Annotated in this window: 19 protein-coding genes; 10 read left to right on the top strand and 9 right to left on the bottom strand. The window is 68.0% G+C overall.

The genetic code is table 11. From position 1 onward, the window contains the following. Window positions 1–8: 8 nt before the first annotated feature. Window positions 9–1,547, bottom strand: a complete 1,539-nt coding sequence (locus tag JYG32_RS31535) for an MFS transporter (protein ID WP_213266210.1) — start codon at window positions 1,545–1,547, stop codon at window positions 9–11. A gap of 178 nt (window positions 1,548–1,725) precedes the next feature. Here JYG32_RS31535 and JYG32_RS31530 point away from each other — a divergent pair, with 178 nt between their 5' ends. Next, entirely contained in the window at window positions 1,726–2,655 is a 930-nt protein-coding gene (locus JYG32_RS31530; protein ID WP_213266209.1) for a LysR family transcriptional regulator, read from the top strand. Window positions 2,656–2,685: 30 nt separating this feature from the next. On the opposite strand, the gene JYG32_RS31525 is transcribed toward JYG32_RS31530, so the two are convergent. The 6 genes from JYG32_RS31525 to JYG32_RS31500 all read right to left on the bottom strand — a co-directional run bounded on the left by JYG32_RS31525 (window position 2,686) and on the right by JYG32_RS31500 (window position 10,169). Beyond that, window positions 2,686–3,825 (bottom strand): enoyl-CoA hydratase/isomerase family protein, encoded by a 1,140-nt coding sequence (locus JYG32_RS31525; protein ID WP_213266208.1) that lies wholly within the window; start codon window positions 3,823–3,825, stop codon window positions 2,686–2,688. Continuing rightward, window positions 3,822–4,613 carry an enoyl-CoA hydratase gene (locus JYG32_RS31520; RefSeq protein ID WP_174381403.1) on the bottom strand — a complete coding sequence of 264 codons (792 nt, stop codon included), beginning with the start codon at window positions 4,611–4,613 and terminating at the stop codon, window positions 3,822–3,824. Before JYG32_RS31520 ends, JYG32_RS31525 begins: the two co-directional genes overlap by 4 nt. Beyond that, window positions 4,610–5,512: a 3-hydroxyisobutyrate dehydrogenase gene (gene mmsB / locus JYG32_RS31515; RefSeq protein ID WP_174381404.1), complete on the bottom strand. Its 903-nt coding sequence runs from the start codon at window positions 5,510–5,512 to the stop codon at window positions 4,610–4,612. The genes JYG32_RS31520 and mmsB overlap by 4 nt, the downstream gene beginning before the upstream one ends. Window positions 5,513–5,530: 18 nt before the next feature. Further along, window positions 5,531–7,060 (bottom strand): CoA-acylating methylmalonate-semialdehyde dehydrogenase, encoded by a 1,530-nt coding sequence (locus JYG32_RS31510; RefSeq protein WP_213266207.1) that lies wholly within the window; start codon window positions 7,058–7,060, stop codon window positions 5,531–5,533. A 99-nt stretch (window positions 7,061–7,159) separates the two neighbouring features. Next, window positions 7,160–8,866: an AMP-binding protein gene (locus tag JYG32_RS31505; RefSeq protein WP_213266206.1), complete on the bottom strand. Its 1,707-nt coding sequence runs from the start codon at window positions 8,864–8,866 to the stop codon at window positions 7,160–7,162. Between the two features lie 169 nt (window positions 8,867–9,035). Further along, window positions 9,036–10,169 carry an acyl-CoA dehydrogenase family protein gene (locus JYG32_RS31500; protein ID WP_213266205.1) on the bottom strand — a complete coding sequence of 378 codons (1,134 nt, stop codon included), beginning with the start codon at window positions 10,167–10,169 and terminating at the stop codon, window positions 9,036–9,038. Window positions 10,170–10,306: 137 nt separating this feature from the next. Between JYG32_RS31500 and JYG32_RS31495 the strand changes: the two genes are divergently transcribed. From JYG32_RS31495 to JYG32_RS31485, 3 genes are all read left to right on the top strand, one after another. Continuing rightward, entirely contained in the window at window positions 10,307–11,341 is a 1,035-nt protein-coding gene (locus tag JYG32_RS31495) for an AraC family transcriptional regulator (RefSeq protein WP_174381408.1), read from the top strand. Between the two features lie 121 nt (window positions 11,342–11,462). Next, entirely contained in the window at window positions 11,463–13,028 is a 1,566-nt protein-coding gene (locus tag JYG32_RS31490; RefSeq protein ID WP_213266204.1) for an NfeD family protein, read from the top strand. Continuing rightward, window positions 13,025–13,798: a slipin family protein gene (locus JYG32_RS31485; protein WP_174378450.1), complete on the top strand. Its 774-nt coding sequence runs from the start codon at window positions 13,025–13,027 to the stop codon at window positions 13,796–13,798. The genes JYG32_RS31490 and JYG32_RS31485 overlap by 4 nt, the downstream gene beginning before the upstream one ends. A gap of 81 nt (window positions 13,799–13,879) precedes the next feature. Here JYG32_RS31485 and JYG32_RS31480 read toward each other — a convergent pair whose 3' ends face one another. Continuing rightward, a complete protein-coding gene (locus JYG32_RS31480) occupies window positions 13,880–15,157 on the bottom strand; it encodes a haloacid dehalogenase-like hydrolase (RefSeq protein ID WP_213266203.1) in 1,278 nt (425 codons plus the stop codon). 616 nt (window positions 15,158–15,773) lie between these two features. Here JYG32_RS31480 and JYG32_RS31475 point away from each other — a divergent pair. The 5 genes from JYG32_RS31475 (at window position 15,774) to JYG32_RS31455 (ending at window position 20,433) form a co-directional block, all read left to right on the top strand. Further along, complete coding sequence (locus tag JYG32_RS31475) at window positions 15,774–16,673, top strand: M24 family metallopeptidase (RefSeq protein ID WP_213266202.1); 900 nt, start codon at window positions 15,774–15,776, stop codon at window positions 16,671–16,673. 44 nt (window positions 16,674–16,717) lie between these two features. Continuing rightward, a complete protein-coding gene (locus JYG32_RS31470; protein ID WP_213266201.1) occupies window positions 16,718–18,505 on the top strand; it encodes an SDR family oxidoreductase in 1,788 nt (595 codons plus the stop codon). Window positions 18,506–18,535: 30 nt separating this feature from the next. Next, window positions 18,536–19,441 (top strand): metal-dependent hydrolase, encoded by a 906-nt coding sequence (locus JYG32_RS31465; RefSeq protein WP_174378454.1) that lies wholly within the window; start codon window positions 18,536–18,538, stop codon window positions 19,439–19,441. A 78-nt stretch (window positions 19,442–19,519) separates the two neighbouring features. Next, the gene (locus JYG32_RS31460; protein ID WP_174378455.1) at window positions 19,520–19,807 is read left to right on the top strand and encodes a hypothetical protein; all 288 of its coding nucleotides are present in this window, start codon (window positions 19,520–19,522) and stop codon (window positions 19,805–19,807) included. Between the two features lie 251 nt (window positions 19,808–20,058). Then, on the top strand, window positions 20,059–20,433 hold the full coding sequence (locus tag JYG32_RS31455; protein ID WP_047903772.1) for a DUF2917 domain-containing protein: 375 nt from the start codon (window positions 20,059–20,061) through the stop codon (window positions 20,431–20,433). Between the two features lie 160 nt (window positions 20,434–20,593). Here the strand turns inward: JYG32_RS31455 and JYG32_RS31450 are convergent, their stop codons facing one another. Then, entirely contained in the window at window positions 20,594–20,872 is a 279-nt protein-coding gene (locus JYG32_RS31450; RefSeq protein ID WP_174378456.1) for a hypothetical protein, read from the bottom strand. Window positions 20,873–21,636: 764 nt separating this feature from the next. Here JYG32_RS31450 and JYG32_RS31445 point away from each other — a divergent pair. Continuing rightward, on the top strand, window positions 21,637–22,938 hold the full coding sequence (locus tag JYG32_RS31445; protein ID WP_213266200.1) for an NCS2 family permease: 1,302 nt from the start codon (window positions 21,637–21,639) through the stop codon (window positions 22,936–22,938). Window positions 22,939–23,015 lie beyond the last annotated feature (77 nt).

Raw genomic sequence — 23,015 nt, 5'->3', positions numbered from 1 at the left:
ATTCCGCGTCATTCGCACACGGCCGCTCCACGCCGCGCCGGCGCGAACGCCACCGCGCTCGCGGTCGCGAGCACGGCCACGCCGGCCGCGCCGTACACCATCACCCAGCCGAACCCGTGCACGAGCGCCGCGTGCAGCGCCGCGCCGGTCGGGTCGGCCTGCGCGAGCGCCGGTGCGATCGCGTACAGCCCGTCGGTACGACCCGACGCGATCTCCTGCGCAAGCCGGCGCAGCGCCGCATCGCCGATCGCACCCGCGGCACCGCCCTTCAGGCTCGCGACAATCCCCGCGACCAGCACGAAGCCCATCGTCGCGATGTTCAGCGCGAGCGAGATCATCCGCGCGCTCATGTCGATGCCCGACGCCATCCCGGCCCGCGCGCTCGGCACCGCACCCGTCGTCGTGTTGGTGACGGGCGTGTTCGTGAGCCCGAGCCCGATGCCGGCGATCACGCAGCCGGGCAGCATCGTGAGCCAGCTCGCGTGCTCCGCCGCGCTGCCGAGCCGCATCAGCGCGAAGCCGGCCGCGATCGTGAACAGGCCGCCCGGGATCACGACGCCCGGCCCGTAGCGCAGCGCGAGCCGTTCGCCGAACGGCGGCGCGACCAGCGTCGGCAGCGTGTACGCGAGCAGCGCGAGGCCGGCCGTCACGCTGTCGTAGCCGAGCGCGACCTGGAACCAGATCGGCAGGTAGATCATGAACGGCCAGAAGCTGAAGTTCATCCCCATCGAGCCGAAGATCGCGCCGGTGAACGCGCGAATCCGGAACACGGAGAAGTCGAACATCGGCCGCGCGCTGGCGCGCTCCGCGACGAAGAAGCCCACGAGCGCCAGCACGGTCGCGCCGAGCACGCCGAGGCCGGCGGCGCTCGTCAGCCCGAGCTCCGCGCTCTGCGTGATGTAGAACGCGAGGCCGAGCACCGCGAGCGACAGCGTGACGATGCCCGCGACGTCGAGCGTGCCCGCATGCGGATCGCGCGACTCCTGCACCGCGCCGCCGATCAGCGCGAGCGCCACGGCCGCGAGCGGCGCATGGACGAGGAACACCCACGGCCAGCTCGCCAGCGCGACGATCGCGCCGCCGACGATCGGCCCGAAGCCGAGCCCGATGCCGAACACGATCCCCCAGATCCCGAATGCGCGGCCGCGCTCGCGACCTTCGCGGAACTGGTGCGACAGCACCGCGATCTGGCAGATCAGCATCGCGCCGCCGCTGGCGCCCTGCAGCAGCCGGCCCGCGACGAGCACCGGCACGTTCGGCGCGAGCCCGCACAGCAGCGACGTCGCGCCGAACAGCACGGTGCCGATCACGTACACGCGCTTGCGGCCGAACCGGTCCGCGAGCGTGCCGGCCGCCATCAGCACCGTCGTACATGCGATCGTGTACGCGTTCATGATCCACTGCATGCCGTTGAAATCGCCATGCAGCACGTGTTCGAGCGTCGGCAGGATCACCGGCACGCTCGAGATTTCGAGGCCGAACATCAGCGACGTGAGACAGACGGCCGCGAGCGCGACCGCATTCCTGCGGGAGTCGGATAGCGTCATGCGTATTGCGCGGCGGCCCGGCGACAGGCCGCGCGCCTCCAGGTGAGAAGGATTTGCCGCGCGCGGCCGGCGACGCACGCTGAACGGGAATCGGTACTATAGTGAGAATTTCACTCCCCATTGACGCATGCATATCTCCAAACTGGGGAATCACAGGACTCAATCAGCACAACCTGCCATGACCGACAGACTCGACGGCGTAACGACCTTCGTCCAGGTGGTGGAATCGGGCAGCTTCGCGCTCGCCGCGGAGCGGCTCGACATGACGCGTTCGGCCGTCGGCAAGGCGGTCGCGCGGCTCGAGAAGCGGCTCGGCGCTCGGCTGCTGCAGCGCACGACGCGCAGCCAGAGCCTGACCGACGACGGCCAGGCGTACTACGACCGCTGCGTACGCGCGCTGTCGGAACTGGAAGCGGCGGAAGCCGATCTCGACTGCGGCCGCCACGAGGCGCGCGGCAAGCTGCGGCTGAGCGTGCCGCTCGCGTTCGGGCACCACTGCGTGACGCCGATCGTGCTCGACCTCGCGCGCACCTATCCGCACCTGCGGATCGACGTGTCGATCACCGACCGCTTCGTCGATCTCGTCGAGGAAGGCATCGACCTCGCGGTGCGGATCGGCACGCTCGCGGACAGCACGAGCCTCGCGGTGCGCCGGCTCGGCACGCAATACGGCAGCCTCGGCGCGGCGCCGTCGTATCTCGCGCGCTACGGGATGCCGAAGTCGCTCGACGATCTGAAGCATCACCGGACCATCGCATATTCACGCTCGGGCGTGCCGCAGCCGTGGGACCTGCGCGCGCCGGACGGCTCGACGGTACGCGTCGACATGCAGCATCAGTTGAGTTTCGACGACGTGCAGGCGATCGCGGCGGCCGGTGCGTCGGGGTTCGGGATCGCATGGCTGCCGAGCTGGCTGCTCGACTACTACGTGAAGCGCGGCGAGATGGCGGTCGTGCTCGACCGCTGCTTCGTCTGCGAAGGCGACATTCACGCGATCTGGCCAAAGACGCGTTACCTGCCGCGCAAGACGCGCTGCGTGATCGACGCGCTCGCACAGGCGATTCCGCCGATGATCGAGCGCCGGGATGCGTTCAACGAGATGAAATGAAACCGACGCGCCGTACGGCGCGTCGGGCGGTCACGCCACGCCGAGATCGGCGAGCGGATGCGCGAACAGCTTCCACGGCGACGTCAGGAAATGCCGCACGCGTTCGGCGCGCAGCTCGACGAGCGATGCGGGCGCCCAGCGCGGCTTGCGATCCTTGTCGACGAGATGCGCGCGCACGCCTTCGCAGAAGTCGCCTTCCTCGATCGCGCGCGCAACGATACCCAGCTCCATCCGGAACGATTCGGCAAGCGTCATCTGCCGGCCGCGCAGCAACGCTTCGCGCGTCACGTGCAGCATCGTCGGCGAATGGCCGGCGAGCGTATCGAGCGTCGCCTGCAGCCATTGACGGTGCTCGCGCGTCAGCTCGTCGCGCGCGAGATCCTGCGTCAGCGTCGCGACGATCCGCTCGACGGTCGAACGCTTGTCGAAGTGGCGGACGATCCACGGCATCTGGCTGTCGAGCGCCGCATGCGGCACGACGTTGCACGGCGGCTCGAACACCTTGCGCAGCGCCGGCAGCACGTCGTCGTCCCACTTGACGCTTTCGATGCGCGTCTCGAACGTGTCGAGCCACGCGGACGGCACGCACAGGTCTGCCAGCTTCGCGGTCAGCGCGTCGGCGCCCGACAGCATCGCGCCGGTCAGCCCCACGTACAGTTCGAGTTCGACCGGCATGCGCGACAGGAAATGCGTCGCGCCGACGTCGGGCACGAGGCCGATGCGCGTTTCCGGCATCGCGATCTTGCTGCGCTCGGTCGCCACGCGCAGCGCCGCGCCTTGCGCGAGGCCCATGCCGCCGCCCATCGTCACGCCGTCCATCAGCGCGACCACCGGCTTCGGGAACGTGTGGATCGCGTAGTCGAGCCGGTATTCGTCCACGAAGAACGGCAGCCAGGTTTCGCGTTGCGCGACCATCCGGTACAGCGCGCGCACGTCGCCGCCCGCGCAGAAGCCCTTCTCGCCCGCACCGCGCAGCACGACCGCGACAATCTGGTCGTCGTGACGGCAGCGCTCGAAAAGCGCGGCCAGCTCGCCGATCATCGCGTACGACAGCGCATTGAGCGCGGCCGGCCGGTTCAGCGTGATCAGCGCCACGCGATTCACCACGCGGAACAGCACCTCGGGCGCGGGTTCCGCGAACGCGTCGGAAGTCGTCACCGGCGTGCTCATCGTTGCGGCTCTCCGTCGGTGTGCCACTGCGGCGCGCGCTTGCCGAGAAACGCGGCTACGCCTTCGCGCGGATCGTTCGTGTCGAACAGGTCGACGAAGCGTTCGCGCTCGACCGCGAGCGCCGCGCTGCGCGGCACGCCGCGGCGCGCGAGGCCGATCAGCTCCTTGCTGTATGCAACCGCGTGCGGGCTCTGCCGCGCGACGTTGCGCGCCAGCGCCAGCGCCGCGTCGCGTGCCGCCCCGCTCTCGACCACGTCTTCGACGAGGCCGATCCTGAGCGCCGTCGCCGCATCGACGCGCGCGCCGGTCAGGATGATCTTCTTCGCCCAGCCTTCGCCGACGAGCCAGGGCAGCGTCTGCGTGCCGAGCCCGCACGGCAGCAGGCCGACCGACGGCTCCGGCAGTGCCATCTGCGCATGCGTCTCCGCGATCCGCAGGTCGCACGCGAGCGCGCATTCGAGGCCGCCGCCCATCGCGTAGCCGTTGATCGCCGCGATCGTCACGACGCGTGCATCGTGCAGCGCCTCGAATGCCGCACCGAAACGCGACGCCATCGCGCGCGCGACCGCGCGGTCGCCGTCGGCGAACGTGTTGAGATCGGCGCCCGCGCTGAAGAACTTCGGGCCGTCGCCCGTGATCACCAGCGCGCGCACGCGCGGGTTCGCGTTCAGTTCGGCGACGGTTTCCTGCAGTTGCTGCAGCCCTTCGGCGGTAAAGGCGTTCGCGGGCGGACGCTTGAGCGTCGCGCACGCGATCGCGCCGTCGTCGACGTAGTCCAGTTCGATCATGTCGCGTCCTTCTTCGTTGCCGGTTGGTACAGGCGGATCACCGCCGAGAAATCGAGTTGCCCGTCGCCGCGGCTACTCATCGTCTGGTAAAGCTGCTGCGCGAGCGCGCCGAGATAGACGGGCTGGCGCGCCTGCTTCGCGGCGTCGTTCGCGAGGCCGAGATCCTTCAGCATCAGGTCGGTGCCGAAGCCGCCCGAGTAGCCGCGCGACGACGGCGCGGTGTCGATCACGCCCGGATACGGGTTGTACGTGTCCGAGCTCCAGCAGCGGCCCGTCGACGTATTGACGATGCCGGCCAGCACCTTCGGGTCGATGCCGAGCGCGACGCCGAGCGACATCGCCTCCGATACGGCCGCCATCGAGATGCCGAGCACGAGGTTGTTGCAGACCTTCGCGACCTGCCCCATGCCCGTCGCGCCGCAGTGGACGATGTTCTTGCCCATGCCGGCGAGCACGGGTTTCACGCGCTCGAAATCGGCATCGCTGCCGCCGACCATGAAGGTCAGCGTGCCGGCCGCCGCGCCGCCGGTGCCGCCCGATACCGGCGCATCGACGAACGCGCCGCCGTGCTCGCGCACCAGCGCGCCGAATGCCTGCGCGCTCGCCGGGTCGATCGTGCTCGAATCGATCACGGTCGCGCCCGCACCGAGGCCGGCCAGCACGCCGTTTTCGCCGGACAGCACCGAGCGCACGTGCGGTGCGGCCGGCAGCATCGTGATCACGAACGTCGCGCCCGACGCGGCATCGCGCGGCGACGCGGCAACCTGCGCGCCGGCGTCCTGCAGCGCGCGCAATGCGTCGGCGCTCAGGTCGAACGCATGCACTTCATGGCCGGCCTTCAACAGGTTCAGCGCCATCGGCGCACCCATGTGACCCAGGCCGATAAATCCGATTTTCATTTTCGTGTCCTCCGCCGCTCAATGCAGCCGGATCGTCGTATTCACCGGGCCGGCCGTCGTGTCGTCGTCGAACCAGCGCGCGGTGACCGTCTTCGTCTGCGTGTAGAACTGCACGACCTGCTTGCCGTACGGGCCGAGATCGCCGAGCTTCGACCCGCGCGAACCGGTGAAGCTGAAGAACGGCACCGGTACCGGAATCGGGATGTTGATGCCGACCTGGCCGATGTCGATTTCGCTCTGGAACTTGCGCGCGGCGGCCCCGCTTTGCGTGAACAGGCCCACGCCGTTGCCGAACGGGTTCGCGTTGACGAGCGCGATCGCGTCGTCGAGCGTGTCGGCTTCGAGCACGACGAGCACCGGGCCGAAGATTTCGTGCGTGTAGACCGACATGTCGGTCTTCACGCCCGAGAAGATCGTCGGGCCGATGAAGTTGCCGCTTTCGTAGCCGGGCACCGTCACACCGCGGCCGTCGAGTTCGAGCTTCGCGCCTTCGTTCACGCCCGCTTCGATCAGCGACAGGATGCGTTCCTTCGCGGTCTTCGACACGACCGGGCCGACGTCGGTGCCGGCTTCCGCACCCGCATTCACCTTCAAAAGCTTCGCCTTGGCGACGAGATCGGGCAACCAGTCGCGCGCGTCGCCAACCAGCACCGCGACCGATGTCGCCATGCAGCGCTGCCCCGCCGCGCCGAAGCCGGCGCCGACGAGCGCATTGATCGTCTGCTCGCGGTTCGCATCGGGCAACACCACCGCGTGGTTCTTCGCGCCCATCATCGACTGCACGCGCTTGCCATGCGCGCTGCCGAGCTGGTACACATGCGTACCGACTGCCGTCGAGCCGACGAACGAGATCGCCTTCACGAGCGGATGCGTGCAGATCGCATCGACGACTTCCTTGCCGCCGTGCACGACGTTCAGTACCCCTTTCGGTATGCCGGCCTCGATCGCGAGCGCGACGAGTTCCATCGTCGACATCGGGTCCTGCTCCGACGGCTTCAGCACGAACGTGTTGCCGCAAACGATCGCCATCGGGAACATCCACAGCGGAATCATTGCGGGGAAGTTGAACGGCGTGATGCCCGCGCACACGCCGAGCGGCTGGCGCAGCGTGTAGGTATCGACGCCGCCTGCGACGTTCTCCGCGAATTCACCGAGCTGCAGCGAACCGATCGAGCACGCGTGCTCGACCACTTCGAGGCCGCGGAAGATATCGCCTTCGGCATCGGGAATCGTCTTGCCCTGCTCGGCCGTCAGCGTCTTCGCGATGCGCTGCTGGTTCGTGCGCACGAGATCCTGGAACTTCAGCATGATGCGCATGCGCGCGGCGATCGGTGTGTTCTTCCACGTCGCATAGGCGGCGTGCGCGGCCTGCACGGCCGCGTCGACTTCGGCGACGGTCGCGAACGGCACGCGCGCGAGCACCTGCTGCGTCGCCGGGTTGACGATATCGCGCCACTCGTTCGTGGCGGACTCGACGAAGGCGCCGTCGATCAGCAGCTTGACCGTCGGCACGTCTTGCCCCGTCCGGGGCGTCGGATTCGCGTTCATCGTTTCACTCTCCTTGGGAGTGCCGCCGCGCGACGTCGCGCGCAGGCGGCTGGTTCGATGCATCGGCGGGCAGCGCAACACGCGCGGCCCGCGGCCAGGTCATTTCAGTTCGGCGGCAAAATCCTCTTCCCAGTATTCGCCGGGCATTCGCGCGGTCGCGTCGTCGCCGCGTTCGATCTCGCGGCGGCGCAGCTCGACGCGGCGGATCTTCCCCGAGATCGTCTTCGGCAGCTCCGCGAACTGCAGGCGGCGGATGCGCTTGTACGGCGCGAGCTTCTCGCGCGAGAAGCGGAAGATCTCCAGCGCGAGCGCGGGGCTTTCCTCGTAGCCCTGCCGCAGCGTGATGAAGGTTTTCGGCACCGACAGCCGCACGGGGTCGGGGCTCGGCACGACGGCCGCCTCGGCGATCGCCGGATGCTCGATCAGCACGCTCTCGAGTTCGAACGGGCTCAGCCGGTAGTCGGACGACTTGAACACGTCGTCCGCGCGGCCGATGTACACGTAATAACCGTCATCGCGGCGCATCGCGATGTCCGACGTGCGGTAGTGACCGTCGCGCATCGCGTAGGCGGTCGCGTCGGGATTGTTCGCATAACCGCTCATCAGCCCGACCGGGCGCGCGACGCCGGCGCCGATCGGCAGCGCGACCTCGCCTTCGGTCACGGGCACGCCGTCCGGGTCGAGCAGCGCGACGCGGTAGCCGGGCAGCGGCCGGCCCATCGAGCCCGCGACGACCGGCTGGCCCGGCGAGTTGCCGATCAGGCAGGTCGTCTCGGTCTGGCCGTAGCCGTCGCGAATCGCGATGCCCCACGCCTTCTTCACGCGCTCGATGATCTCGGGATTCAGCGGCTCGCCCGCGCCGACGATCTCGCGCAGCTTCACGTCGAACGACGCGAGCGGCTGCTGTACGAGCATGCGCCACACGGTAGGCGGCGCGCACAGCGTGGTCACCTGGTATTTGACGAGCGCATCGAGCACGACCTTCGGCTCGAAGCGCGCGTAGTTGAATGCGAACACGCACGCCTGCGCATTCCACGGCGCGAAGAAGCAGCTCCACGCGTGCTTCGCCCAGCCCGGCGAGCTGATGTTCCAGTGGATGTCGCCCGGCTGCAGGCCGACCCAGTACATCGTCGACAGATGGCCGACCGGATAGGTGCGGTGCGTATGCTCGACGAGCTTCGGCTTCGACGTCGTGCCCGACGTGAAGTACAGCAGCATCGGATCGTTCGCGTGCGTGACCGCGTCCGGCTCGAACGCGGCGCTCGCCGCATAGCCGTCGTTCATCGCGAGCCAGCCCGCGCGCGGCGCGCCGGCGACGATCTTCCGCGCGAGGCCGAGGTCCGGCTGTTCGAATTTCGCGGTTTCGTTCTCGTCGACGATCGCGTATTTCGCGCCGCCGATCTGCACGCGATCGCGCACGTCGTCAGCCGACAGTTGCGTGGTTGCCGGCAGCACGATCGCGCCGAGCTTCATCGCGGCGAGCATCGCGTCCCACAGCTCGACACGGTTCGGCAGCATCAGCAGGATGCGATCGCCGCGCACGACGCCGATCGAGCGCAGCCAGTTCGCGATCCGCGACGAACGCTCGGACATCTGCGCGAACGAATACGGATCGCCCGTGCCGGTCGCCGCGTCGACGATCCACAGTGCGGGCCGGTCGTTGCCGCGCGCCATCGGGTCGAAGTAGTCGAGCGCCCAGTTGAACGCATCGAGCACCGGCCACTCGAAATCGCGGTACGCGGTTTCGTAGTCGGTGCGATGGCGCAGCAGAAAGTCGCGTGCGTCCAGGAATGCCTGTACCGTCATCGTGTCGTCTCCTGTCTCCAGTCTCCATGCCTCGCGGTCAACCGGCGCATGCGCTGCAGCGCATGCCCGATTCCCTCTCGCGCGGCCCACGGTCACGTCGTTGCGTGCCGCGTTCACCGCGCTGCCCTCGTGCCCTGCGTGCCGTTTCTATGGACGCGACCGCCGCGGTTCAAAGCTGCCGCGCGATCACCATCCGTTGCACTTCGCTGGTGCCTTCGTAGATCTGCGTGATGCGCGCGTCGCGATAATGACGCTCGACTTCGTAATCGACCAGGTAGCCGTAGCCGCCGTGGATCTGGATCGCGTCCGAGCACACGCGCTCGGCCATCTCGGACGCGAACAGCTTCGCCTGCGACGCTTCCGACAGGCACGGCAGCCCGGCCGTGCGCAGCTTCGCCGCGTGATGCACGAGCAGGCGCGCGGCGTTGATCTGCGTGGCCATGTCGGCGAGCTTCTGCTGGATCGCCTGATGCTCGGCGATCGGCTTGCCGAACTGCACGCGCTCGCCCGCATAACGGCGCGCCTTGTCGAACGCCGCGCGCGCGATGCCGAGTGCCTGCGCGGCGATGCCGATGCGGCCGCCCTCGAGATTCGACAGCGCGATCTTCAGCCCTTCGCCGCGATTGCCGAGCAGGTTCTCTTCCGGAATCGCGCAGTTCTCGAACGTGATCGGGCACGTATCCGACGCGCGGATGCCCATCTTCTTCTCGGGCTTGCCGACGATGAAGCCCGGCGTGTCGGTCGGCACCAGGAACGCGGAAATGCCGCGCTTGCCGGCTTCCGGGTCGGTCATGGCAAAAACGATCGCGACACCGGCGCGCTGGCCGTTGGTCACGAACTGCTTCGCGCCGTTCAGCACCCATTTGCCGTCGCGCAGTTCCGCACGCGTGCGCAGGTTGTTCGCCTCGGAGCCGGCCTGCGGCTCGGTCAGGCAGAATGCGCCGATCACGCGGCCGGACGCCATGTCGGCCAGCCAGCGCTCCTTCTGCGCCGGCGTGCCGAAGCCGAGGATCGGCCCGCAGCCGACCGAGTTGTGCACGCTCATCAGCGTCGCGCACGCGGCGTCGCCGGCAGCGATTTCCTCCATCGCCAGCGCATACGCGACGTAGTCCGTATACGAGCCGCCCAGCTCCTGCGGCACGATCATCCCGAGCAGGCCGAGTTCGCCGAGCTGCGCGACGATGGCGTCGGGCAGCTTCGCATCGTGGTCCCACTGCGCCGCGTTCGGTGCCAGCATTTCGGTGGCAAAGGCGCGCGCGGCATCGCGAATCATCCGCTGGTCTTCGGTATAAAGCTCGTCCATGGTGCTGCTGTCTCCCGTGGCCGCCGGGCGCGACCGTCCTTGCGTTTCGATGCAACAAGTGTAGGCAAGCGCGCGCGACTGTTCGATGCTCGCGTCGCTCATTTACACTGAGCGTTTTTGCCATACCGGCGACACCGATGAAGCAGGAAGACAAGGGAACCGTCGCGATCAGCCTCGTCGCGTACAGCGTCGCGCTCGCCACCCGGCGCGGCGTCGCGGCCGAACCGCTGCTCGCGCAGGCCGGCATCGCCCCCGCGCTGCTCGGGCAGCCGCGCGCACGTGTCTCCGCGCAGCAATACGGCGCGCTGTGGAACGCGATCGCGCGCGCGCTCGACGACGAGTTTTTCGGGCAGGATCGCCACCCGATGCGCAGCGGCAGCTTCATCGCGCTGAGCCAGGCCGCGCTGTCCGCGCGCGACGGGCTGCACGCGATGGCGCGCGCGGTGAATTTCATGCACTGCGTGCTCGACGACCTGCACGCGGAGCTCGACGCGAACCCGCAGCGCGTGCGGCTGCGCTTCGTGCACCGCAACAACGGCGCGACGCCCGCGATGTTCACGTACGCGACCTATTTCATCATCGTCTACGGGCTCACCTGCTGGCTGATCGGGCGGCGCATCCCGCTGCTGCATGCGAGCTTCCGCTGCGACACGCCGCCCGCCGATCACGAATATCCGTCGATGTTCTGCGACGACATGCGTTTCAACGAGCCCGATTCGTATGTCGATTTCGATCCCGAATTCGCGACGCTGCCGGTCGTGCAGAACGCGAAGACGCTGAAGACGTTCCTGCGCAACGCGCCGGCCAGTTTCATCGTCAAGTACCGCAACCCGAACGCGCTCGCGCAGCGCGTGCGCGCGGTGCTGCGCGGGATGCCGCCCGCCGCGTGGCCGGGCGCGGGCGGGATGGCCGCGCGGCTGCACGTGGCCGAGGCCACGCTGCGCCGCAAGCTGCATCAGGAAGGCCACGCGTACCAGTCGATCAAGGACACGCTGCGGCGCGATCTCGCGTTCGAGGCGCTGGCCGACCCTGCGCGCACGATCGCCGACGTCGCGGCGGCAACCGGTTTCGCGGAGCCGAGCGCGTTCTACCGCGCGTTTCGCAAATGGAGCGGGCGCAGTCCGGCCGACTATCGCGACGAAGTGCTCGCGCGGGGCGGCGGCGCAAGCTGAATCCGGCCGGGGCGGCCGCGCCTTCGCGCTTTGCGCCGAAACCGCCTAATCTTTAAGCATCGGGCTAACGCCCTTTCCGCAAGCCGGACGGCGCGCGGCCGCGCGCCGCCCGGACGTCCCGATGCGATTTCACCGTCATGGGTCGCCGCCGGCGCCTGCCGCGCCCGACGGCCACCCCCGTCACCCGCTGTCCGCGCGGGTCGCGCGCGCTGCGCTGTTCGCGGCGCTGCTCGTCGTGTGTGCGGCCGTCGCCGCGCCGCCGCCTGCCACTACCCCGTTAGCCGCGCCCCCCGTCGTCGTGATCCCCATCAACGGCGCGATCGGGCCGGCCAGCGCCGACTTCATCGTTCGCTCGCTCGACCGCGCCGCACGCGAGCACGCGCCGCTCGCGATCCTGCAGCTCGACACGCCCGGCGGCCTCGACACGTCGATGCGGCAGATCATCAAGGCCATCCTCGGCTCGCCGGTGCCGGTCGCCGCGTTCGTCGCGCCGGGCGGCGCGCGCGCCGCGAGCGCGGGCACCTACATCGTCTATGCGAGCCACTTCGCGGCGATGGCGCCCGGCACCAATCTCGGCGCGGCGTCGCCCGTGCAGATCGGCGTCGGCGGCGCCGCGCCGCCGGGCGCGAACCCCGCTGCGCCACGGGCGCCCCCGGCCGGGACGCCGGGTGCATCGGGCGCCTCGGGCACGTCGCCGGCCGCGCTGCCGAACGACACGCAATCGACCGAGATCCGCAAGGCGATGCAGGATGCGTCGGCCTATATCCGCGGCCTCGCGCAGTTGCGCGGGCGCAATGCCGAATGGGCCGAGCGCGCGGTGCGCGAAGCCGTCAGCCTGTCGGCCAGCGAGGCGCGCGCGCAGCATGTCGTCGACCTGATCGCGCAGGATCCGGCCGACCTCGCGCGCCAGCTCGACGGCCACAGCGCGACGACCACCGCCGGCACGGTGCGGCTCGCCACCGCGCATGCGCCACTCGTCGTGGTCGAACCCGACTGGCGCAGCCGCTTCCTGTTGATCATCGCCGATCCGAACGTCGCGCTGATCCTGCTGACGATCGGCATCTACGGCCTGTTCTTCGAATTCGCGAACCCCGGCTTCGTGCTGCCGGGCGTCGCCGGCACGATCTGCCTGCTGGTCGGGCTGTTCGCGATGCAGTTGCTGCCGATCAGCTATGCGGGCCTCGGCCTCGTGCTGCTCGGTCTCGGCTGCCTGGTCGCCGAGGCGTTCCTGCCGACCTTCGGCGTGCTCGGTTTCGGCGGGATCGTGTCGTTCACGATCGGCGCGCTGATGCTGATCGATACCGACGTGCCCGGCTACGGGATTCCGTGGCCCGTGATCGCGAGCCTCGCGCTCGGCGGCGGGCTGCTCGTCGCGGGCGTGTCGAGCGTTGCGCTGCGCGCGCGGCGGCGTCCGGTCGTGACGGGCGCCGAGGCGATGGTCGGCAGCATCGGCGAAGTGCTCGACGACGGCTTGCAGGCCGACCAGCCGCACGGTGCGGCCGGCCCCGCGCCATCGGCCGCGGGCTGGGTGCGCGTGCATGGCGAGCGCTGGCGCGTCGCGAGCAGCGTGCCGCTCGCCGCGGGCTGCCGCGTGCGCGTCACCGGCCGTCAAGGATTGCTGCTCACCGTCGCGCCGCTCTATGACGTGCCGGCTCAGGAACAACAACACCAAGGAGAACCAACATGATGGGCTACACGTTCGGCTTCAGCAGCGTCCTGATCGTCTTCGTCGTGGTGCTCGTCGCATCGTCGATCCGCATCTTTCGCGAGTACGAGCGCGGCGTGGTGTTCATGCTCGGCCGGTTCTGGAAGGTAAAGGGGCCGGGGCTCGTGCTGATCATCCCGATCGTCCAGCAGGTCGTGCGGATCGACCTGCGCACCGTCGTGTTCGACGTGCCGCCGCAGGACGTGATCACGCGCGACAACGTGTCGGTGAAGGTGAATGCGGTCGTGTATTTCCGCGTCGTCGATCCGGAGAAGGCCGTGATCCAGGTCGCGCGCTTCTTCGACGCGACGAGCCAGCTCTCGCAGACGACGCTGCGCTCGGTGCTCGGCAAGCACGAGCTCGATGCGCTGCTCGCCGAGCGCGAGCAGTTGAATGCCGACATCCAGAAAACGCTCGACGCGCAAACCGATGCGTGGGGGATCAAGGTGTCGACGGTCGAGATCAAGCACGTGGACCTGAACGAAACGATGATCCGTGCGATCGCGCGGCAGGCCGAGGCCGAGCGCGAGCGGCGCGCGAAGGTGATACACGCGGAAGGCGAATTGCAGGCGTCGGAGAAACTGCTGCAGGCCGCGCAGCGGCTTGCGCAGGAGCCGCAGGCGATGCAACTGCGCTACCTGCAGACGCTGACGACGATCGCGGCGGACAAGAATTCGACGATCGTGTTTCCGCTGCCGGTCGATTTTCTGGGAGCGATGCTGGACCGGTTGGGCTCGCCGCGCGAGCGCTGAGACGCTCGTTTTCCGGCCCGCGCGGCGCGGCCATCGATCCCGATGGACGCCGGGCCGCAACGGCCCGGCGCCCGGCTTACGTCAAGCCAGCAGCTTGCGCTCGGTCTTGCCGTACTTGATCGACTTCTCGTCCGGGATCATCAGGCCCGTGTGCTCGTCGCGGCCCTGCAGCAGGAAGCGCGCGTCCGGCTTGCCGATCTGCTCGGCCGCGAGCTTGCTGTCCGCACCGATCTCGCCCTTCTTCATCCGGTTGACGATCACGCCGGCCGCGGTGTCCTTGAAGTCGCGCAGCATCCACGCGTCGCCGTCGCTGTCGCCGAACACCAGCAGCGGGCCGTAGCCCTTGTTCGACTCGAGGACGTTGCGGATGCCCACCGTCTTGCCGGGCCCCCAGTTGAAATGCCAGCCGGCCGGATACGTGCTCGTGTACTTGCCGTCCCGCATGTCGAGACGCAGGCCGATCACGTTCCCGGGCGGCACGCCGTAGCCATAGTTCGGATTGCCGGCGAACACGCGCACGACATCGTCGAGCGACGCCGTGCTCACGTATACGTCGATGCCGTTCGCGCGCAGCGTGTGCATCACCGCGCGGATTTCCTCGTGAATGCGAATGCCGTGGAAATGCGTGTCGGCCACCACACCGGCCTTGCCCGGCAGCGACTTCGGGCTTTCGTAGCGGACCTTGCGCAGCGCGTCGCCGATGCCGTAGTTGTTCGACGCTTCCGCCATCGCCTGCAGCTCGGCGGTCGTCATGTTCCTGTAGAAGTAGATGATCCACTTGTAGCCAATCTCGAGCGGATGCGTGTCGCAGATCGCGTCGTACATGAAGTACAGCTTCGCGCGGAAATCCTTGAACTGATCGGTCTCGCGAATCTCGTCGAGGCTCTTGTCGCCGCCGAATCCCTTGTAGTTCGCGTAGAGCCAGCGATAGTCGGATTCGACGTCGGCCGCGAGGTCTTCCATCGTCACCGGCTTGCCGTCCACCGTCGTGTAGTCCTTCATGAACGCGCCCTTCGGCACGTCCTTCCACATCACGTCGACGAATTCGTCCGGCGTCAGCTTGTACTGCAGATGGTTGATCTGGTACATCAGCAGCGCCTCTTCGCAGTCGTTCATGATGCACGTGTTGTCCCAGTCGAACACCGCGTACGGGCGGCGCTTTTCGTCGTAGCGCGCGCTCGCGGCGCCATGCTGGTCAAGCACCGCCTGCAGGCGCGCGGCGTTGAACGGCGACCAGCGGCCCGGGTCCAGCGCATCCGGCGCGGTTGCGCTCTTCGCACCGGCCGTGCCGGCCTTGAGCATCAGCGACGTCGCAGCGGTCGCCGCGGCAAGGGTATTCATGAACTGGCGGCGTTGCATGGTCTCTCTCCGGTGAAATGTCGAATCGGCTTCGGTCGCTACCCCGCGCGGCACACCGCGCACCGGCGGCTCATCGGCTCGGCGAAGCCGGGACGGCTCCGAACCGGGGGCGAATGATGTGACGAAATTATTTCGTCAATTTGACAGCGTCACGCCGTGACGCGACGGGGAGTTGATCCGGCGCGACATGCCGGGCCGTCGGGCCATCGCAAGGCAGCCCGCACGCGCGGCCATCCAGGCCGGCGCCGGGACCGCGCGTGACAACCTCCGGCCGGCGCCCCGATCCGTACGCGTGCGCGCCGACGGTCATCCGGCCCCAACCTCCGGAGACCTAGAGTCTCCCCTCCATTTCGGCCCTTCATTAGGACAAATCCTCACCCCCGGGGGCTGGCGCGCAACGCCGAACCGGCTATCATCATTACATCGCTCAATGGCACATTAAATGCTGACTGAATAATTCGCGACGGGAACACCAGCGGATGCATTCCGGATCAGCGCCCCCGCTTTGCACAGGACCGGAGTGCGCTTTGCGCAGGACCGGGAGTAAGTGCTGAAGCACCAACACCGGTCGACAAGCGCTGAAGCGCCCACTCCGGCCGACATTTGGAGACGCATCATGGCCGACCACCATCCGCTGGCGGAAGTCCACCTCGACGAGCTGCCGCAATTCCGTGCGGTCCAGCAGCTTGCCTACCGCTGTGTCGAAACCGTCGGCGCGATGCTCTACCCCGGCATCACCGAGAAGGAAGCCGCGCGCCTCCTGACCGAATGGCTGCAGGACAACGGCGTGCACGACTGGCTGCACAAGCCGTTCGCGTGGTTCGGCGACCGCACCGCGTTCGAAGGCTTCTCGGGCCTCAAGCACATGGGCGGCTTCAATCTCGCGTTCTTCCCGAGCAACCGTCAGCTCGAAACCGACATGCCGGTGATCCTCGACGTCGCGCCCGTGCTCGACGGCATCGTGGCCGACGTCGGCTACGCGCACTGCCTCGGCGAAAACCCGATCCTCGAGCAGTTGCAGGACGACCTGATGGACCACCGCGACATGATCGTGCGGCTCGTGAAGGAACGCCGGTCGATGGCCGAGGTCGCGCAGGAAGTCGACGCGCTGTGCCGCCGCCAGGGCGTCGAACCGCGCCACAAGGCCTATCCGTTCAAGGTGCTCGCGCATCGTGTCGCGAAGATCCACAAGCTGTCGAAGCCGCGCTTCGTCGCGCGTTTCGGGCTGAACGCGACGCGCAACCTGCTGCTCGACCAGGGCCGCGCGGCGAAACAGCAGGGCTGGTCGCCGCTGTGGTCGATCGACCGCCGCTCCGAGCATGCGCCCGTGCCGGGCCTGTGGGCCGTCGAGCCGCATCTCGGCTTCGCCGGCGTCGGCGCGAAGTTCGAAGAGCTGCTCGTGATCACCGACGACGACGCGTACTGGCTCGACAACGACCTGCCGCACGTGCGCCGCTGGCAGCGCCGCCAGGCCGAACGCGCGCAGGCCGCCGCGACCGTGCCGGCCGCCGCCTGACGCGCCCGCGCCTTCCTCCCGAATCCCTGAACGACGGACTCACGATGCAGCCACTTTCCGACGAAGCGCCGCTGGCCCTGTTCGAATCGGTTCATGGCGAGACGGCGGTCGCGTCCGGCGACCTGACGCTCGCAGTCAAGACCTGGGGCGACCCGGCCCGTTCGCCGGTCGTGCTCGTGCACGGCTATCCCGACGACAGCAGCGTCTGGCAGCACGTCGCGCCGCTGCTCGCGCGCAAGCACTACGTGATCGCATACGACGTGCGCGGCGCGGGCCTGTCCGGCGTGCCGAAGCGCACGGCCGACTACCACCTCGCGAAGCTGACCGACGATTTCATCGCGGTGATCGATGCGCTCTGCCCCGGCCGCGCCGTGCACCTGATCGCGCACGACTGGGGCTCGATTCAGGGCTGGGAATTCGTCACCGATCCGCGCCTCGCCGGCCGCATCGCGTCGTACACGTCGTGCTCGGGGCCGTGCCTGGATCACGTCGGCTTCTGGCTGCGCGAACGCATGCTGCGCCCGACGCCGGCATCGTTGGCCAAGCTCGGCGGCCAGCTCGTGCGGTCGTGGTACGTGTACCTGTTCCACCTGCCGTTCATCCCCGAGCTCGGCTGGCGGCTGTGGCTCGGCCGCGCATGGCCGCGCCTGCTGCGCCGGCTCGAGAAGACGACCGCCGCGCCGCGCGCGACGCAGGCCGACGACGGTGCGCGCGGCGTGCGCCTCTATCGCGCGAACTTCATCCGCTGCCTGTTCGCGCCGCGCGAACGCTACGCGCATGCGCCCGTGCAGACGATCGTGCCGCTCGGCGACAAGTACGTGAGCCCCGCGCTGTCAGAAAACCTGTCGCGCTGGGTACCGCAGTACTACCGCCGCGAGGTCGCGGCCGGCCACTGGCTGCCGCTCGCCGATCCCGCGCGCTTCGCGGATCTCGCCGGGCAACTGATCGACGCGGTCGAATCGGGCGACGAACCGCCCGCGCTCGCGAAGGCCCGGCGCAGCGCGAAAACCGGCCGCTTCAGCGGCAAGGTCGCGGTCGTCACCGGCGCGGGCAGCGGCATCGGCCGCTGCGCGGCGCTTGCGTTCGCACGCGAAGGCGCGACGGTCGTCGCATGCGACATCGATGTCGCGAGCGCCGGGCGCACCGCGCTGCTGATCGGGCTGACCGGTGCGCAGGCGCACGCGAAACGCGTCGACGTCGGGTCCGCCGACGAGATGGAAGCGCTCGCGACCTGGGTCGGCAGCGAACTCGGCGGCGCGGACGTCGTGATCAACAACGCAGGCATCGGCATGGCCGGCGGCATCCTCGACACGAGCACGCGGCACTGGGAGCGCATCCTGCACGTGAACCTGTGGGGCGTGATCCACGGCTCGCGGCTGTTCGCGCAGCAGATGGCCGCACGCGGCACCGGCGGCCACATCGTCAACACCGCGTCGGCGGCCGCGTTCGGCCCGTCGCGCGATCTTCCCGCGTATGCGACGACGAAGGCCGCCGTGCTGATGCTCAGCGAATGCATGCGCGCGGAACTCGCGGAGAAAGGCATCGGCGTGACCGCTGTATGCCCGGGCTTCGCGGAAACCGGAATCATGGCGTCGACGCAATACGCGGGTGCCAACGCGCAGGACGAAGCACGGCTGCGCAAGCGCGCGACGAAGCTGTACCAGATGCGCGGCCTGAAACCCGAAACCGTCGCTCAGGCGATGGTCGACGGCGTGCTGCGCAACCGCCCGGTCGTCGCGATCGGCGGCGAAGCGCACGCGATGCGCTTCGTCGGCCGCTTCATGCCCTGGCTCGGCCGGATGATCGCCCGCGTCAGCATGGCATCGCATTGACGGCGCATGACGCCGCACACGGAGACACAGATGAGCGCTACCGCCGATTACCACAAGATCAAGGCCCGGCACGTGAAGTTCGACTTCAGCGACACGCCGATTACCTGGGTGCCGAACGATCCGGGCAGCACCCACATCATCAACACGCTGAACCTGCTGTTCCCGGAAGGCGAGCTGTGGTTCTGCCGCGTGTACAACAAGGCGCTGCCGCTGATCGCCGATGCGCGCCTGCGCGACGAGGCCGAAGGCTTCCTGCGGCAGGAAGCCGTGCATTCGCGTTCGCACGGCGGCGTGCTCAAGCACTACTACGACCGGCACGGCATCGACACGAAGCCGTTCACGCAGAAGCTCAACCGGCTGTTCACGCGCGTGCTCGGCGAACAGCCGCTCGGGCTGAAGATCGGTCATACGCGATTCTGGCTGCGACAGCAGCTCGCGGTGATCGCGTCGCTCGAGCATTTCTTCGGCTATCTCGGCAACTGGGTGCTCAACGCACACGGGCTCGACGAAGGCCGTGCCGACCCGACGATGGTCGACCTGCTGCGCTGGCACGGTGCCGAGGAAGTCGAGCATCGCACCGTCGCGTTCGACATCTACCGGCACCTGGGCGGCACCTACGCGGAGCGCTGCGTGCACATGGCGTTCGTGATCCTGCTGCTGCTCTACTACATCACGACCGGCGCGAAGTTCATGTACAAGCGCGACCCGGCGGCCGGCCGCTACCCGGGCTTCGCGCTCGCGTGGTGGCAGGGTTCGCGGCGCGGGCACCTGCCGTCGTTCTGGAAGGTGATCGGCGCGGCGCTGCGCTATTTCAAGCCGAGCTATACGCCGCACCACGAAGGCTCGACCGAGCAGGCGCTTGCCTACCTCGCACGCTCGCCGGCCGCGCAGGCGGCCGCGCACGGCGGCAACTGGGGCACGACGAAGGGTGCGTAACCGGGTTTCCGGCGGGCGCGGCGGGCGGCGCCCGCCGAAATGCGTACAATCGCGGCTTCATTTCCCGGAGGTGCCGCGATGGCCATGAAGAAAACCGATCTCGAAAAGAACAAGGCGCTCAAGCTGACGCAAGCGATGAAGCAGTCGGGCGCCGCCCGTTTCGGCAAGGGCGCCGAAGACACGGCAAAGCTCGACCGCCGCGCGCAGCGCAAGCTCGACCAGGAACAGGGGCTCGTGCCGTTCGCGTGCAAGCTCAACGCCGAACTCGTCGAGCAGATCAAGGCGCGCGCGGCCACGCATCCCGAAGGGATGACGGGCCTGCTGTCCGAACTGCTCGTGAACGGGCTCGCGCAACGCGACGCGTAACCGCCACGCATCTCGAAAATTGTCGTTGACAACGCCGCACCACGAAGACAAACTCGTTCGCATGCCTACGTTCAAGCTCATCGCCATCGCGAATCATTGCCCGGTGAACATTCGAAAGAATGGATCACGGGAGGCGCTTGTGCGTTAGCAATCGAGCAGTACCGCATGTCACACAAGGCCTCGCCGGAAACGGATGAGGCCTTTTTGTTCTGGTGCGCGTCATCCGTCCGGCTCACTGAATGGAGCAGACGATGGACCAGGCAAGCCAACTGTTTGACCGTCCCGATCGGCGCCGCGCCGGCACGATCGCGTTACCGACTGTCGTGATCCGTTTCGCGGTCGCGCCGCGCACGACGATGACCTGGCGCGCGCCGCAAGACGCGGAGATCCGCGCGCACGGCGCGGCGCTGTGGATCACGCGCCCGCCGAGCGTCGACGACTACTGGGTGCAGCCCGGCGACGTGCTGCGCATCGCACGCGGCGAGCGCATCTGGCTCGGCACCGATGCCGACCGAGCGGCCGAAGCGACGATCACGACCGCCTACGTGCGGCGCGGCGAGCGCTTCAAGCGCACGCTCGCGCAAGTGCAACGTTTGCTCGTCGGGGTATGGAGAAGGAGTGGATGATCGGCGCGCCGTCACGCGCGCGAAACGCGGAACGGCCACGACCGGAAACGGACGCACCCGCGGCGCAACGCGCCGCAGGTGCGCATCGAATGACGCGGCTCGCCAATGCGTGCCGCGAGCGATCGCGCGCCGTGCGCAGCCACCGGATGCAGCAGATGCATCAGGTGCTGGCGGCGAGACGCGGGCCCGTGCCTCGGGGAGTTGAATCGAGCTCGGGACGTTGCGCAGCCTGCGAGGTCACCCACGGATCGATGCCCTGCTTCTGCACCTCCTCGAGGAATGACACACGTGTGCGCCAGTAATCCGCCTGTAATTTCGCATCGATGACGCGCTGTTCGGCTGTGAACAGTTCCATGCGCGCCGTCACGAGCATCGACGCAGCGGTTTTTTCCGGCGTGGGGGCGTGTCGCATAGCCCAACGGCTGATCCAGTTCAACATGCTGACCTCCGTGATTACGGACGAACCCGCATCGGGCAATCGCAATCGGCCGTGCCTGCCCGAACGCGCAACGGCCTTGACCGCACTTCACCGCCTGACCTGCACGGACTGCGACTCCCCCGCGTCGGCAATTACTGGCCGGCGTGTGCATGCGCGGTGTATCTATCCTAGAAAGACTTGCCGGTTTATGCGATGGGGTCTTGCAATCTTTTACACAGAAACCACAGTCGCCTCCGCATCGCGAAATGACAGTTGCGGACGGGATGGCTTCGGCGCAGGATAGCCCGATATCTGCAACCGCCTGGACTGACGAATGGCCGCTGCACGCCGCTGCGCTCTCGCACCGGCCACGCACGCGGGTTCGCCCGCATGCGATGCCTGCACCGCGTTCGTGCAGCATGCGGGCGCTCCGTTTCAGTCGGATGTCATCGCGTACCGGCCGCGCGCAATGTGGCCCGCATGCCGTTGCGCACGCATCGGCCGGCCCCGCCGGTTCGTCACGCTCCCGTTTTTTTACCCTTTCCGCCTGCCCGTTCCGCCCGAACCGGTAAAATGCGCGCCTTCGTCGCGCGACCGGGCTGCCAGACCGTTCGCGCGCAGGCAGTCGATCGTGCCCTCCAACTATATCGTCCGAGCTATCCGCGCTATTACAATCCGCCGATAGCCGGGCAATAGTGGCTGGTTACAGTACGCCGGCCGCGCGCTGCCTTTACAACAATTCGGCACAACAAGCAACACGACAACCCGACCGGAGAAACGCCTTCATGGAATCCATCAAGCGGTATTTCGGCTTCGCTGAAGCCGGCACCGACTTCCGCACCGAAATACTCGCGGGCGTCACCACGTTCCTGACGATGGCCTACATCATCTTCGTCAACCCCGCGATCCTCGGCGACGCCGGCATGCCGAAGGAATCCGTGTTCGTCGCGACCTGCCTCGTCGCGGCGCTGGCATCGATCATCATGGGGCTCTACGCGAACTACCCGATCGCGTGCGCGCCCGGCATGGGCCTGAACGCGTATTTCGCGTACACGGTCGTCAAGGGGATGGGCTTCACGTGGCAGGCCGCGCTCGGCGCGGTGTTCATCTCCGGCTGCCTGTTCCTGCTCGTCACGCTGTTCCGCGTGCGCGAGGCGATCGTCAACGGCATTCCGAAATCGCTGCGGATCTCGATCACCGCCGGCATCGGCCTGTTCCTCGGCATCATCTCGCTGAAGACGTCGGGCGTGATCGTCGGCAGCCCGGCCACGCTCGTCACGCTCGGCGACCTGCACAAGCACGACACGATCCTCGCGATCGTCGGCTTCTTCACGATCGTCACGCTCGACCACCTGCGCGTGCGCGGCGCGATCCTGATCGGCATCATCGGCGTCACGATCCTGTCGTTCTTCTTCGGCGACAACCAGTTCCACGGCGTGTTCTCCGCGCCGCCGTCGATCGACGCGACGCTGTTCAAGCTCGACATCCGCGCCGCGCTGTCGACCGGCATCATCAACGTGATCCTCGTGTTCTTCCTCGTCGAGCTGTTCGACGCGACGGGTACGCTGATGGGCGTCGCGAACCGCGCGGGCCTGCTCGTCGAAGGCAAGATGAACCGCCTGAACAAGGCACTGCTCGCCGACAGCACGGCGATCGTCGCGGGTTCGGTGCTCGGCACGTCGTCGACCACCGCGTATATCGAAAGCGCATCGGGCGTACAGGCCGGCGGCCGCACGGGCATGACGGCGATCACCGTCGCGGTGCTGTTCCTCGCGTGCCTGTTCATCGCGCCGCTCGCCGGCGTCGTACCGGGCTATGCGACCGCGCCCGCGCTGCTGTACGTGTCGTGCCTGATGCTGCGCGAGATGGTCGACGTGCCTTGGGACGATGCGACGGAAGCCGTACCGGCCGCGCTGACCGCGCTGCTGATGCCGTTCACGTACTCGATCGCGAACGGCGTCGCGTTCGGCTTCATCGCGTACGGTGGCCTCAAGCTGCTGACGGGCCAGGCCCGCACGGTCAAGCCGGTCGTGTGGATCATCGCGGCCGTGTTCCTGTTCCGCTTCTTCTATCTCGGCAGCGAATGACGGACGCGCTTCGGCGCGATGCGCGATGAGCAACGCCACCTTCGGGTGGCGTTTTTGTTCGGGCATGCGCCCGGCGC

Source organism: Burkholderia pyrrocinia (genome assembly GCF_018417535.1).
In the GTDB taxonomy this organism is placed as follows: domain Bacteria; phylum Pseudomonadota; class Gammaproteobacteria; order Burkholderiales; family Burkholderiaceae; genus Burkholderia; species Burkholderia pyrrocinia_E.
Note: the sequence above shows the minus strand (reverse complement) of the source record. Positions and strands in the feature narration are given on the sequence as shown.